Below are 13639 nucleotides of genomic sequence, written 5' to 3'. Positions count from 1 at the left end.
AGGCGGAAGAGGGTCAGCCACTGTTCGGGCCAGACCTCGCCCACCGGCAGGTCCGGGCTCAGGCGGCAGGCGCGGAAGGCGGCGTGGACCCGTTGCCGGCCGTGGTCGCGGGCCAGGCTCTCGTACAGGGAACCGCCGGCACCGGTGAAGCCGCGCTCGACCATGCGGCGGTACCTGGGCCGGCGGTCCGGCGGGATCAGCGGGACCGGGCGGCGGTCGAGGAGCAGGATGCCGCCGTCGACGCGGGGTACCGGGCGGAACGCCGACGACGGCACCCGGCCGGCCAGGGCCCAGGTGAACTCGGGCCAGGTGAGCACGGTCAGTCTGCTCCAGCGGCCGTAGTCGCCGGTGCGCTTGCGGGCGTACTCCCACTGGGCCAGCAGGGTGGCCCTGCGCAGTCCCGGCGACCGGAGACACCAGGTGATCACGGGGGAGGTCAGGCCGTACGGGATGTTGCCGGCCACCGTGAACGGCTCGCGTGGCGGCGTCGCCGCGAGGAAGTCGTCGGTGCGCACGGTCAGCCGGTGATCCGCCGGCAGGGCGCCGGCCAGGGACGGATCGATCTCGTACGCGACGACGCGCCGGCACCGGCGCAACAGTTCCGTGGTGATCCGGCCCCGACCGGCACCGACCTCGAGGACCGGAGTCTCCGGGTCGAGCACGGCAAGATCGGCGATTCGACGGGCGATCGCCGCGTCGGCGAGGAAGTTCTGACCGTGGGCCCGGCGGGCCCGGGCATGTTCCCGCCGCGGCGACGACGGCCGGGCCGGGTTCGAAGGATTGCGTGCGGAAGATCGCGGCGCCATGGTCAAGTCCTGTCTGCCGCGCGGTGGCGGCGACTGCGGACAGGCGTCATCGTGGCCCGTCCGGAAGGGGAATGGACTCGGGCCCTGGCGAGCAGCGGCGGATCGAGGCGGCGTCAGGCCAGGGCGGGACGCCCGGCGCGCAGACGGATCGCGTGCAGCGGTCCTCGCGCGGGCGTCAGCGCCGCGGTGAGGAGAGCGTGCGTCGTTGGCATGGCCAGAACCGTAGACGGCTCGGCGTGCGGGGTCACCCGAATTTCGCGGGGGCCGGCGAAGGCGAGCACGGCGCACCCGGCACAGCCGGCGCGCACAGCCGCCGGCCGGCACGCAGAAGCCGCCCGGCCGGGCTGGCAGGACGGCACAGCGGAGGCAGCGCGGCCGGGCTGGCAGGGCGGCGCGGCGGAGGCAGCCCGGCCGGAGGGTTCCGGCCGGGCTGGTGGGGCGGGACGGTTCAGATCAGCCAGCGGAGGCGCTGGACCAGGGGCAGCTTCGCCCACCGGCGACCCAGGCCCCAGGTGTGGCCGGCGTAGGTCAGTGCCAGGACGGCACCCGCCAGGCCGTAGATGACGTGGTAGTCGACGATCGGGTTGCTCGAACCGGACGCCAGGGGCCACTCCGCGACCCACATGAAGGCCATCATCAAGGCGCCGGCGACGGCGGCGACCCGCAGGCCGATGCCGAGGATCATCGCGACGCCGATGCCGAGCAGGCCCAGCATGAACAGCCAGTCGACGACGGGGTTGCCGGCCATGCTGTGGAAGGCGTTCAGGAACGGGCCCGTCTCGAGGGAACCGAGGAAACCCTTCGTCGGCGAGCCGCCGTTGATCCAGGCTCGGGCGGCCGGGGTGGCGTACCCGAATCCGAAGGTCTTGTCCAGGAACGCCCAGAGGAAGACGAAGCCGGTGGCGATCCGGAGGACGGCCAGCGAACGGGCGGCCGTGTGGGTGAGCATGGAACCCGGTGCCTCCGCAGTCTCGAGGTGGTTGACGGATTCGCGGCCGATGGTGGACATCTGGTCCTCCCTGAGACGTTGTTGTCACCTATGACTTTCCGCTTGTCGTTCGGAGTGCGCCGGTGCCGGGAGACCTTGCCGGACCGGGCCGAAGGTCCCGTTCGCATCGATGGCTGTCCGGTCGGAGGTCGCGGGACGGCCCCGGCTGGGTGAAGATGTCACTGGAGGGGGTGGTTGTCATGACGGTTCTCTTCGTGGCAGTCCTGGGGCTGATGCTCGCCGCGGTGCTGGCTGTCTGGCCGAGATCCAGCCGCGCCGACGGGACCCGGCCCGGGTGGGTGCAACCGGAGACGGCGGCCCGGCAGCCCGATCCGATCACCGGCCGGCATCGGGCCGGGCACGCGGAACCGGCCACTCTGGAGGGCATCCTCACCGCGCAGCTGATCAGCGGGGAGATCACGCAGCGGCAGTACCTGCGGGCCTTGGAGAACCTGGCGGCCCGGGACGAGGAACGCCACCCGCTCAGCCTGCGCTGGGACGACCGGCCGGGCGCCTGGTCCTGACCACCGCGTCGATGTCAGGGTGACGGCGATAACCCCGAGAAAACGATCATCGGTGGCGGCTGCCGGGGTAGAAACTCAGGGGGCGACACCGAGGAGGGCTCAATGGGGGAGATCGTGCTGGTACGGCACGGCCAGACGGAGTGGAGTGCCAACGGGCGGCACACCTCGTACACCGATCTGGAACTGACCGCCGAGGGTGAGCGGCAGGCGCGTGTCGTCGCCGATCGCCTGGCCGGCCGCTCGTTCGCCGCGGTCCTCTCGAGTCCGCGCAAGCGGGCGCTGCGCACCGCCGAACTGGCCGGGCTCGCGGTGACCGAGGTGACCGAGGACCTGGCCGAGTGGAACTACGGCGAGTATGAGGGGATCACCACCAAGAAGATCCGCGAAACCCGGCCGGACTGGTCGCTCTGGACCGACGGATGCCCCGGCGGCGAGTCCCCGGAGCAGATCGGGGCGCGGCTGGACCGGGTCCTGGCCAAGGCCCGCGAGTTCCTGGCGCAGGGTGACGTCGCGCTCGTCGCGCACGGGCACTGTCTGCGCGTGACCGGCGCACGCTGGGTGGGGCTGCCGCCGAGCGCGGGTGGTCTGCTGAAACTCGACACCGCGACGCTCTCGGTGCTCGGTTTCGAGCACGCCGTCGACCCGGTGATCGCCCACTGGAACTCGTGAGGCAGGTGCGGGCGGCGCCGGGCCTGACATAGAACACACAGGTACGGCACATGGTGGCGCACAGGCGCGAGGCGAATCGTGGAGTCACACGAGGGACCCGACGAAGAGGATCACCACCATGCTCACGCGACTCAGCCCAGGCAACACCGCGCTCAGCCCAGGGAACACCGCGCCCGCTCCGGCGCCCGACCCGGTCGTCGCCGTGATCGGGCAGCGCAGCCGGGTGGCGAGCCTGCCGCAGCATCTGCCGTCCGGCTGGTCGATGCGGCTGGTGAGCGGGGTCGACGACGTCCGCCCCGAGGAGTTGGTGCTGCTCAGCGGTGCCACGGTGCACGACGTGCGGGTGGCCCGGGCGGTGCTGCCGCGCGAGACCCGGCTGGTTGCGCTGATCGACGACTGGGCGGCCGTCGAGCTGGTCGCCGGGGTGCTGACCGCGGGTGCTGATGTCTGCGTGCGCGGCGGCCACCCGGCGATCCTCGCCGGCCACCTGGTCGCGGTGCGGCGACGACAGCTCGCGGGGCGCTGGGCGGGGGTCGGGGCGGGCCTGTGAGACCACCCCGCCGCCCCGGCCTGAGCTGGGCGTCCGGTCCGCTCGCGGCGAGCCGGGCATCGGGTCCGCCTGCGGCGAGTCGGGCATCCGGGCCGCCTACGGTGAGTTGAGCATCCGGGCCATCTCGGTGCGCGACCGTACGCCAAGCCGGGCGAAGACGTTGCGCAGGTGATGGTCCACGGTGCGCGGGCTCAGGTGCAGTTCCTGCGCCACCTCACGGTTCGTGGCACCACCGGCGACCAGCACCGCGATCCGTTCCTGCTGCGCGGTCAGCTCCAGACCGTCCAGCGCCGTCCCGGGCAGGTCGACGCGCTCCCCGGCGGCCCGCAGCTCGCGGACGCTCTGCTCGGCCCAGGGCTCGGCGTCGAGCAGCCGGAAGGTTTCCGCCGCCCGCCGCAGATGGGTGCGCGCCTCGACGTGCCGCCGTCGCCGCCGCAGGAACTTCCCGTAGAGCAGCTCGGTGTGCGCCCGCGGGAAACCGGCCTCACCGACATGCCGTAACGCCTGGGCGAAATGGGCTTCGGCGGCCTCGCTGTCGGTGGCCCGCAGCGCGCGGCAACGGTCCCGCAGCGCCAGCCACGCCGGTTGCCCGGTGCGACCGGCCCAGCGGTCGAAACCGGTGGCCACCGCGTCCAGGCCGAACGAGTTCGTACCGGCCTGCCCGGCGGCTTCCAGCAGATGCGGTACGACCGCGACCTGCAGCAGCGCCGACCCGTGTCCCGGTGGCGCGGTCACCACCCCGGCCAGGCGCAGCGCGGCGGCCGGCGCGCGCCCGTCGACCAGGTCCAGCAGCGCCAAGGCCCACTCGCAGAGTGATCGGGACGGGCCACCGGCGGCCGACTCGATCCGGGTCAGCGTGGTGGCGCGGTCACCGACCAGGGCGGCCAGCACCGCGAGCACGGCCGTGTGCACGGCGGCCAGGATCGGCTGTCCGGTGGCTCGGGCCAGGGCGGCGCCGTCGAGGGCGGCGGTGCTGGCGCAGGCGTACTCACCGGAGGCCAGCCCGGCGATCGCCGCGGTCTCCAGCGCCTGCGGCACCAGCACCGTGGCGCCCGACTCGCGGGCCAGCACCGCGGCACGCCCGGCCAGCGCGGCGGCGCGGCGGCCGTCGCCGACCAGGATCCCGGCGGTCGCGGCACGCAGCAGCGGTCCCGGTTCGATCACCCGGTCGGCCACGTCGAGTGCCCGGCGGAACCGGGCGAACGCCGCCGGCTCGTCACCGTCGGCCATCGCCGCCAGTCCCGCGACGTGGTGGAACGTCAAGGTCACCGCCGGCGGTTCGTCACCGCGCTGACGGCCCGTGACGCGGCGTGCGATCCCGGCGTACCGGCCCTGCTCCCCGGGGCGGCCGGCGGCCTCGCCGGCCAGCGCCAGCGCCTCCAGGGCGGTGACGGTGTCGGAGTCGGCGAGTTCGGCGGCCACGTCCAGGAGCAGTTCGCGGGCGCCGGGACGGCCCTCCGGCAGGCGCATCTCGGCGGTCAGCCCACGAGCGCGGACCCGGGCGTGCCCGGCCGCCTGCGGTATCCGCCGGATCAGCAGCCCAGCGTCGTGCGGCCGGCCCGCGAGCCAGGCGGACCGGGCCGCGTCGAGCAGGGCGGCCCCGCGGGCGGCCGGGTCCGGGGACAGGTCCGCGGCGAAGCGGCGGGCCTCCGCGGCGGCACCCGGTTCGGCGGTGCGGGCGGCCCAGGCCAGGTCACGGGCGAGCGCGGCGTCCGGTCCGGTCGCGGCGGCGGCCCGGTGCAGCAGTGCGGCAAGCCGCTCGCCACGGGCTTCCAGGGCCTCGGCGAGCGCCAGGTGGGCGGCATGCCGGTGGCTGCGGGGACTTTCGGCGTACGTGCAGCCGCGCACGACCGGCGACGTGAAGCGGACATCGGTGCCGTCGATGTGGATCAGCCCGAGTCGCTCGGCGGCCGCGAACCCGGCCAGCTCGTCGGCCGCGTCGACCGGCTGAGGCCCGGCCGGCTTGTCGTAAGTCGCTGTGGATGTGGATGTGGGCGCGGGGGAGGACGGAGGGGACGCGGTGGAGGGTGCGGAGGCGGCGATGGACGGCGAGGAGGGTGGGGAGGCGGTGGTGGCGGGCAGGAGGGCGGCGGGCAGGAGGGTGGCGGCGGTGAGCAGGGCGGGCAGGGTAGCCGGCGGCTGGGCGGCGGCCAGCAGGAGAAGCGTCCGGGTCCGTTCGGGGAGCGAGTTCAGTTCGGTGCGGTACCGGCGGCGCAACGGGCTGGTCGCCGGCAGCGTGGCCGGCAGCGGCTCGTAGCCGCGGCGCTGCTCCGGGGTGAGTGCGCCGGCCAGGTCGATCAGGGCGGCCGGGTTGCCGCCGGCCAGGGCGATCACCGCCGCGGCGACCTCGCGGGCCAGGTCCGGGGCGTGCTGGGCGAGCAGCTCGCGGCACTGGTCGTGGGTGAGCGGCGCGATCTCGTGGACCGGCAGGCCGCCCGGGTCGGCGCCGGCCGGCATGGTCGCGAGCACGACCAGCCGGGGGACGCGGCGGGCGGCGAACAGCACCGCGTCCCGAGACGGGCCGTCCAGCGACTGGGCGTCGTCGAGCACGCAGAGGAGCGGGCGGCGGGCGGTGATCGTACCCATCAGGCCGGTCAGCGCGAGAGACAGCGCCAGGCGCTCCACCTGCGGTGACGCGCCGCTCAGGACGCGCTTCAGCGCGGTGCGCCAGGCGGGCTCGAGGTCGGCGATCAGGTCGCGCACGGGGGCGATCAGGCGGAGCAGCGCGGCGTACGGGAGATCCGACTCGTCCCGATGGCCCGCCACCTCCAGGACCGTCCACCCGGCGCCGTCGGGCAGCGTCCGGCCGGCCGCGGCGGCGGCCACCGTGCGGGCCAGGGTGGTCCGGCCCGCGCCGTGCGGGCCGCGCGCGACGAGCACCCGGCCGGGGGCGTTGCCGTTCTCGGCCCCGGCGAGCAGGCCGGCGACGACCGGCGGAAGTTTCTGCACTAACGGTGCATCAAACATGCGGCGAGTTTTCCGTGCCGACGGCCCCAGCGAAAGGGCCCTTTCGGTTGATGAAATTTCCGGGATGTTGCCGGTTGATGACAACGCCGGTGATTTCGCCGATGCCGGACCGGCCGGAAGCCGCACAGACTGACGCTCGTCGATCCAATCCCCCGTTAAGGAGTGTCGACGTGAAGTCATTCGTCCCCGCCCGGGCCCGCCGCCTGTTCGTCACCGCGGCCGCCGTCCTCGCCCTGACCGCCGGCGCCGGTGCCACCGCCGCGCACGCCGCCGACAACCCCTACGAGCGTGGCCCGGCGCCGACCCTGTCCGCGCTCCAGGCCTCCCGCGGCCCGTTCGCCGTCTCGCAGACCTCGGTCTCCCGGTTCGCGGTCTCCGGGTTCGGCGGCGGCGAGATCTACTACCCGACGTCGACCAGCTCCGGCACGTTCGGCGCGATCGCCATCTCGCCGGGCTTCACCGCTTACTGGTCGAGCATCTCCTGGCTCGGCCCGCGCCTGGCCTCGCACGGCTTCGTGGTGATCGGCATCGAGACCAACAGCACGGCGGACCAGCCGTCCTCCCGGGGCACGCAGCTGCTCGCGGCGCTCGACTACCTGACCCGATCCAGCTCGGTGCGCAGCCGCATCGACGCCAGCCGGCTCGCGGTGGCCGGGCACTCGATGGGCGGCGGCGGCAGCCTGGAGGCGGCAAGCGACCGGCCCTCACTGCAGGCGGCCGTCCCGCTCGCGCCGTGGAACACCGACAAGTCCTGGTCGGAGCTGCGCGTCCCGACGCTGATCATCGGCGGTGAGAACGACTCCATCGCGTCGGTCTCGTCGCACTCGATCCCGTTCTACAACAGCATCCCGGCGTCGGCGGAGAAGGCGTACCTGGAACTCAACAACGCCAGCCACTTCTTCCCGCAGTCCACCGACACCTGGACCGCGGTGCAGATGACGTCCTGGCTGAAGCGTTTCGTCGACAACGACACCCGTTACGACCAGTTCATCTGCCCGGGGCCGAGCAACCTCTCCATCTCGGACTACCGGAGCAGCTGCCCGCTGAGCTGACACCGAACGGTGGGCCGGCGGTCACGACCGCCGGCCCACCGCCGTGTGCCTCACGACGCGGCAGTCGCAGAGGACTCGAGGAGCCAGGCCTATACCCGACGACGGCTCCGTCACCGCGACCGCGGTCACGAAGCGCGCGCCGGTGTCCGACGTCACGCGCACGGATTGACCAGCGATTTCGCCACGCAGAGTGACCTGGGTTACCGAATTCCGGTGGTCCGGGTCACTTTCGTCTCCGGAGTTTTACCTGGTGGATTTGGGGATGAAGCCGAGCTGCGGGATTGTTGGAACCGGAAGCGACGAGGCTTTCTCCGTCACTATCCGTCGAGGAGTTTCGACATGCAGTTCTTGCGCAACGCCCGTACCGCCTTCACCAACAACCGTGCCGAGCGCCGCGCCCACCGGCAGCTGGCCGAGGAACTGGCCGCCTTCCGCACCGCGGCCGAGCGCACCGAGCTCGACCTGATGCTGGGCCGGCACAGCGCCGAGGAGACCCGCGAGATCCACGCGATCCTCAACCGGCAGGACGCCGAGCGCCGTTACCACGAAGCCGTGCACCCGGCAGGTATCGCTGGACACCACAGCTGATCCACACTGTGCATCCGGGCCGACGAGGCCGGCCCGGGGGGTTTGCTGCTGTGCGGTCCGGACCGTCCCCGGATCAAGCACGCTGACCCGGAATCGCCCCTGGTGCGCGAAGTGCACCGGGGGCGATTCGCTTTTCCGGTTCTCTCGGTCGAATATCAGCGAAGATCAAGCTTCCCCACCCATTTTTCAGCGAGCTCGCAGAATCTTTGGGGATCCTGTGAGACATGCTTGAGGTCTCCGCGCTCGGGTGGACCGTCACCATCGGTGTCATCGTCGCCCTGCTCGCCCTCGATTTGACTCTCGGGGTGCTCCGTCCACATGTTGTCGGCTTCCGCGAAGCCGCCGGCTGGTCAATCTTCTACATCGCCGTGGCGATCGCCTTCGGCGTGGTCTTCGCGAGCATCGTCGGGTGGGATTACGGCACCGAGTACTTCGCCGGATACATCGTCGAGAAGAGCCTGTCGGTCGACAACCTCTTCGTCTTCGTGATCATCATGACCACGTTCGCGGTGCCGCAGAAGTATCAGCAGGAGGTGCTCACCTTCGGCATCATCATCGCGCTGGTGCTGCGGGTCATCTTCATCGCCGTCGGTGCCGCCCTGCTGAACGCGTTCTCGTTCATGTTCCTGATCTTCGGATTGATCCTTCTCTACACCGCGGTCCAGCTCTTCCGGCACCGCGACGAGGATCCCGACGTCGGGGACAACATGCTGGTCAAGGCCGGTCGCCGCTTCCTGCCCGTCACCGACGACTACGTCGAGGGCAAGATGATCACGCGGGTCGACGGCAAGCGGATGGTGACGCCGCTGTTCCTGGTGCTGCTCGCGATCGGCGGCACCGACCTGCTGTTCGCCCTCGACTCGATCCCGGCCGTCTTCGGCGTGACCGAGGAGGCGTACATCGTCTTCGTCGCCAACGCTTTCGCCCTGCTCGGCCTGCGTGCCTTGTTCTTCCTGGTGAAGGGCCTGTTGGACCGCCTGGTCTACCTCTCCACCGGCCTGTCGATCATCCTGGCGTTCATCGGCGTCAAGCTGGTCCTGCACTGGGCGCACAAGGACATCAACGAGAGCGTGCCGGAGGTCAGCACGCCGGTGTCGCTCGGCGTGATCCTCGGCATCCTGGTGCTGACCACGGTGCTGAGCCTGATGAAGTCCCGCAAGGATCCGTCCCTCAAGGCCCATCCGGGCAGCCTGCGCGGCAAGTCCGACCAGCAGCACGCCGACAAGTAAGTCTCGGGCCCCGGCTGATGCCGGGGCCCTTTCGTCATGCTGGCCCGGAGCCCGGAGCCCGGAGCCCGGAGCCCGGAGCCCGGAGCCCGGAGCCCGGAGCCCGGAGCCCGGAGCGGGTCGGTTACGCCGTCTGGAACGAACGCTTGGACAGGCCCATCCAGAACCCGGAGACCGACTGGTCCGGTGCGGCCTCGGGGTCGCCCGACGCGCCGAGGGTGAGGAACATCGGGGCGAAGTGCTCGATGGTCGGATGCGCGTAGGGCATGCCGGGGGCGCGCACCCGGAACTCGGCCAGCTCGTCGACCGCGCCGCGGGCCAGGGTTTCGGCGGTCCAGGCGTCGAACTCGCGGGACCAGCCGGGAGCGGCCGCCTCGGGGCGCCAGTCGCGCAGGAACGGCAGCCCGTGGGTGGTGAAGCCGGAACCCACGATCAGGACCCCCTCGTCGCGCAGCGGGGCGAGCCGGGCGCCCAGGTCCAGCAGCCGGTCCGGTTCCAGGGTGGGCAGCGACATCTGGAGCACCGGGATGTCGGCGTCCGGGTACATCACGGTCAGCGGCACGTAGGCGCCGTGGTCGAGGCCGCGGCCGGTGCGCGCGACGGTCTCGGTGTCCGGCATCAGGGCGGCCACCCGGTCGGCAAGCTCCGGCGCACCCGGTGCGGGGTAGCGCACCTCGTAGTACTTCTGGGCGAAACCGCCGAAGTCGTAGACGAGCGGGGCCGGTGTGGTGGCGCCGAGCATCAGCGGGGCCGACTCCCAGTGTGCCGAGGCCATCAGGATCGCGGTGGGGCGGGGCAGGCCGGCGGCGAGCTCCTGCAACTGGGCGACCCAGGTGGGGTCGTCGACCAGCGGCGGGGCGCCGTGGCTCAGGAAAAGCGCGGGCATCCGCACGGTGGCCTCCTTGAAACTTCAACCTTTTCAGCAACCGTAGCGGGAAATTATTGCACCGTCAACTATCCGCTTGAGTAATTACTTTCTGTAGTTTCCCCAGGAAGTTGATCACGCTCCGCAGGGGGCCGGGTCGCCGCGGCCCGCAGTGACCCCCATTTCGAGGTCATTAAATATTTACGAACGGCGCGCAGGTCGGGGCCTATATTGATCGACGCTCAAAGTCCCAGTCCAAGAGTGTGATCAACAACGCCTACTATGGACCCGACATTTGTCTCATCTGGACGTTGCGCCGAGCGGCGAGAGCTGGCAGGCTACCTCCGGTCGCGCCGGGGGGAGCGCACAGTAATTGCTTCGTGATGCGTCACCACATTACTCAAGGTGAACTGCGCGGGCATTTCCCAGGCGTCGAGAGGAGAACCAGCAGTGGCGTCGCCGCCGCAGCTACCGCCCGCGGATGACCTCTATCTAACTGCTCACGACACCATTCGTGGCAGTTCCCTGCTGTCACCGGCCACACTCGGCCTCGGTCTCGGCGCGGCACTGCTCGGCGAACTGATGTTGTGGCGGCGCGTCGACCTCGTCGAGACCGAACTCGTGGTCATCGACGAACGGCCGACCGGCGACGCCGCGACCACCGCCGTGCTGGAACAGCTGCGCCGGGAAGCGGGCCAGCACGGCGTGCGCAACTGGCTCGCCTATCTCTCCACCGGCATCGCCACCGACCTGGTCGAGCGCCGCCTCGCCCGGATCGGGCTGATCAAGCGGGTGGAGAAGCGTGGGTTGTTCGGCGGGACGAAGGTCTCCTTCGTCCCGGCGGACTCGATGACGGCGGGCTGGCCCGCCACCCGGATCCGCACCAAGGTCTCCCGCGACGAGCCGCTTGACGTGGCCGACCTGCTTCTCGCCGGGCTGATCCTCGCCACCGGCCTGGACCAGCACGTGCTTGCGACTCTCAACGCCCGCGACCGGGCCCGGCTGTTCGAACAGTTCCGCCGGCACTTCCCGGCCATGTTGCAGCAGCTCGTCGCCCAGGCCGAGGCGGCCGTGGGCGACGCGGTCATGGCCCGGCGCGCCTGATACGCCTCAACCCACCCCCGAAAACAAAGAAAATCTGGAGTCCCGCGTGTCCTCGACCGCAACCCAACCCCCCGGAAGTCAGCTGTCCGACGCCTTGGCCCGCGACCGGCTCGGCGTCCCCGCGATCGTCTTCTTCATGATGTCGGCGGCCGCCCCGCTGACCGTGGTCGCCGGCGTGGTGCCGACCGGTCTGGCCGTCACCGGGCTGACCGGTATCGCGATCGCCTTCCTCGCGGTCGCCCTGGTCCTGGCGATCTTCTCGGTCGGCTACGTCGCGATGGCCCGGCACATCGCGAACGCCGGCGCCTTCTACGCGTACATCTCGCAGGGTCTCGGCAAGCCGGTCGGCGTCGGCGCCTCCTGGGTCGCGCTGCTGTCGTACAACATGTTCCAGGTCGCCTCGTACGGCGGTTTCGGCGCGATCGCGCAGCCGCTGTTCCTGGACTGGTTCGGTGTGGACGTCCAGTGGTGGATCCTCGCCCTGGCCGCCTGGGCGCTCGTCGCCGTCCTGGGTGTCCGTGACGTGGCCGTCAACGGCAAGGTGCTGGCCACCCTGCTGGTCGCCGAGATCGCGCTGACCGTGATCTTCGCGATCGCGAACATGACCATGGACGGGTTCACCCCCTCCGCCGACGCGCTCGACCCGGGCACGCTGGTCGGCGCCGGCTCCGGCGCCCTGCTGGTCATGGCGGTCACCGGCTTCGTCGGCTTCGAGCAGTCGGTGGTCTTCTCCGAGGAGTCGCGCGACCCGCGCCGCACGGTCCCGCGCGCCACCTACGTCGCGATCGCGCTGATCGCCGTGACCTACGCGTTCGCCTCCTGGGCGATGATCTCCGCGGCCGGCGACAACGTCGTGCAGCGTGCCGGCGAGGAGGGCCCGGAGCTCTTCTTCAACCTGGCCGCCGTCCAGCTCGGTGACACGGCCCTGCACATGGGCCACATCCTGTTCCTCACCTCGCTGATCGCCGCGTCGATCTCGTTCCACAACATCATCGCCCGCTACATGTTCTCGCTCGGCCGCGAAGGCGTGCTGCCGCGCGCGTTCGGCCGGACCGTCCCGGGCACCGGCGCGCCGAAGAACGGCTCGCTCGCGCAGTCCGCGGTCGGCCTCGTCGTGATCGTGCTCTTCGCGGTGATGGGCTGGGACCCGCTGGTCGAGCTCTTCTTCTGGGGCGGCAGCGGCGGTGGCCTCGGCGTGCTGCTGCTGGTCACGCTCACCTCGTTCGCGGTGATCGGCTACTTCGCCCGCAACAAGGTGGGCGAGGACGTGCTGCACCGGGTGATCGCGCCGGTCGTCAGCTCGGTGATCCTGCTGGTCATGTCGTACCTGGCTGTGGACAACATCGCCAAGCTGCTCGGCGTGGAGCCGGGCAGTACCCCGGCGATCGTGGTGCCCAGCGCGTTCGCCGTGCTGTTCGTCGCCGGCGTGATCTGGGCGCTCTACCTGCGCTCCGCGCGGCCGCAGACCTACAGCGGCATCGGCCTCGGCGCCCGCAGCGCCACCACCGGCGGCGGCGGCTTCTCGGCCGCCCTCAACGAGAACACGGAGTACAACCGATGAGCGACCTCGTGATCCGCCAGGCCCGGCAGGACGAGATCCCGGCCGTCGGCGCGATGGTTTCCAACGCCTTCGACGACCTGGCCGCCAACCACTACCTGGTGCCGGTTCCGGCCGAGCGCGAGAAGGTGATGGCCGGCTTCTTCGCCCTGGAGTCGGAGACCGCCTTCAAGCAGGGCCGGATCGACGTCGTCGACCACCCGGACGGTGGCTACGCGGCCGCCGCGGTCTGGTTCGACCGGGTCACCGACCTGCCCGAGGCGGAGGCCTACATGGACCGCCTCGGCGCGATCGCGGGTGAGCACCTGGAGCGGTTCGGTGCCCTGGGCGAGCTGTTCGAGAAGAACCACCCGCAGGACCCGCACTGGCACCTGGCGTTCCTCGCGGTCCGCCCGTCCGAGCAGGGCCGCGGCCTGGGTGGCGCCCTGATGGAGCACGTGCACGCGGAGCTCGACGCGGACGGCGTCCCGGCCTACCTGGAGGCCACGAACGAGAACAACGTCCGTCTCTACCGCCGCCACGGCTACCAGCCGATGGACCCGTTCCAGATCTACCTGCCGGACGGTACGGCGTTCTACCGGATGTGGCGCGCCGGGTCCTGACGACCGGCGTGACGTCGAGCCGGGGTACGGGCGGTAGCGCCCGTGCCCCGGCTTTCGCGTCGACCCGCCCGGGAGCTATTGACGCGGGAGCGGTCAGGTAATTACATCGGAACCAGGTCCGACCCGCTGTCGCCATCCGG

13 protein-coding genes are annotated in these 13639 nt (G+C 71.3%); 9 read left to right on the top strand and 4 right to left on the bottom strand.

Annotated features, from left to right (window positions below; genetic code table 11):
* Window positions 1-806: ErmE/ErmH/ErmO/ErmR family 23S rRNA (adenine(2058)-N(6))-methyltransferase (gene erm / locus LPA41_RS31140; protein ID WP_229074606.1), on the bottom strand; the 806-nt coding region annotated here is incomplete at its 3' end.
* A gap of 448 nt (window positions 807-1254) precedes the next feature.
* Window positions 1255-1815: a hypothetical protein gene (locus LPA41_RS31135; RefSeq protein WP_229074605.1), complete on the bottom strand. Its 561-nt coding sequence runs from the start codon at window positions 1813-1815 to the stop codon at window positions 1255-1257.
* Window positions 1816-1994: 179 nt separating this feature from the next.
* On the opposite strand from LPA41_RS31135, the gene LPA41_RS31130 reads away from it, so the two are divergent.
* From LPA41_RS31130 to LPA41_RS31120, 3 genes are all read left to right on the top strand, one after another.
* A complete protein-coding gene (locus tag LPA41_RS31130; RefSeq protein WP_229074604.1) occupies window positions 1995-2318 on the top strand; it encodes a hypothetical protein in 324 nt (107 codons plus the stop codon).
* Between the two features lie 102 nt (window positions 2319-2420).
* Window positions 2421-2987 (top strand): histidine phosphatase family protein, encoded by a 567-nt coding sequence (locus tag LPA41_RS31125; protein WP_229074603.1) that lies wholly within the window; start codon window positions 2421-2423, stop codon window positions 2985-2987.
* Between the two features lie 118 nt (window positions 2988-3105).
* Complete coding sequence (locus LPA41_RS31120; RefSeq protein WP_229074602.1) at window positions 3106-3537, top strand: hypothetical protein; 432 nt, start codon at window positions 3106-3108, stop codon at window positions 3535-3537.
* Window positions 3538-3633: 96 nt separating this feature from the next.
* Here the strand turns inward: LPA41_RS31120 and LPA41_RS31115 are convergent, their stop codons facing one another.
* The gene (locus LPA41_RS31115; protein WP_229074601.1) at window positions 3634-6486 is read right to left on the bottom strand and encodes a LuxR family transcriptional regulator; all 2853 of its coding nucleotides are present in this window, start codon (window positions 6484-6486) and stop codon (window positions 3634-3636) included.
* Window positions 6487-6674: 188 nt separating this feature from the next.
* Between LPA41_RS31115 and LPA41_RS31110 the strand changes: the two genes are divergently transcribed.
* The 3 genes from LPA41_RS31110 to LPA41_RS31100 all read left to right on the top strand — a co-directional run bounded on the left by LPA41_RS31110 (window position 6675) and on the right by LPA41_RS31100 (window position 9373).
* Window positions 6675-7556: an alpha/beta hydrolase family protein gene (locus LPA41_RS31110; RefSeq protein ID WP_374238229.1), complete on the top strand. Its 882-nt coding sequence runs from the start codon at window positions 6675-6677 to the stop codon at window positions 7554-7556.
* Window positions 7557-7895: 339 nt separating this feature from the next.
* Window positions 7896-8144, top strand: coding sequence for a hypothetical protein (locus tag LPA41_RS31105; protein WP_229074600.1), 249 nt, complete (start codon window positions 7896-7898; stop codon window positions 8142-8144).
* Between the two features lie 224 nt (window positions 8145-8368).
* Window positions 8369-9373, top strand: a complete 1005-nt coding sequence (locus LPA41_RS31100) for a TerC family protein (protein WP_229074599.1) — start codon at window positions 8369-8371, stop codon at window positions 9371-9373.
* 121 nt (window positions 9374-9494) lie between these two features.
* On the opposite strand, the gene LPA41_RS31095 is transcribed toward LPA41_RS31100, so the two are convergent.
* Window positions 9495-10256 (bottom strand): dioxygenase, encoded by a 762-nt coding sequence (locus LPA41_RS31095; RefSeq protein WP_229074610.1) that lies wholly within the window; start codon window positions 10254-10256, stop codon window positions 9495-9497.
* A gap of 429 nt (window positions 10257-10685) precedes the next feature.
* Between LPA41_RS31095 and LPA41_RS31090 the strand changes: the two genes are divergently transcribed.
* Genes LPA41_RS31090 through LPA41_RS31080 form a run of 3 tightly spaced genes read left to right on the top strand, consistent with a single transcriptional unit; the run spans window position 10686 to window position 13499 of the window.
* On the top strand, window positions 10686-11339 hold the full coding sequence (locus LPA41_RS31090) for a GPP34 family phosphoprotein (protein ID WP_229074598.1): 654 nt from the start codon (window positions 10686-10688) through the stop codon (window positions 11337-11339).
* Between the two features lie 46 nt (window positions 11340-11385).
* Window positions 11386-12900, top strand: coding sequence for an APC family permease (locus LPA41_RS31085; RefSeq protein WP_229074597.1), 1515 nt, complete (start codon window positions 11386-11388; stop codon window positions 12898-12900).
* Window positions 12897-13499 (top strand): GNAT family N-acetyltransferase, encoded by a 603-nt coding sequence (locus LPA41_RS31080; protein ID WP_229074596.1) that lies wholly within the window; start codon window positions 12897-12899, stop codon window positions 13497-13499. Before LPA41_RS31085 ends, LPA41_RS31080 begins: the two co-directional genes overlap by 4 nt.
* The last annotated feature ends 140 nt before the right edge of the window (window positions 13500-13639 follow it).

The organism is Actinoplanes sp. DH11, assembly GCF_020873875.1.
Taxonomy (GTDB): Bacteria; Actinomycetota; Actinomycetes; order Mycobacteriales; family Micromonosporaceae; genus Actinoplanes.
This window is presented reverse-complemented; position numbering and strand designations above follow the sequence as displayed.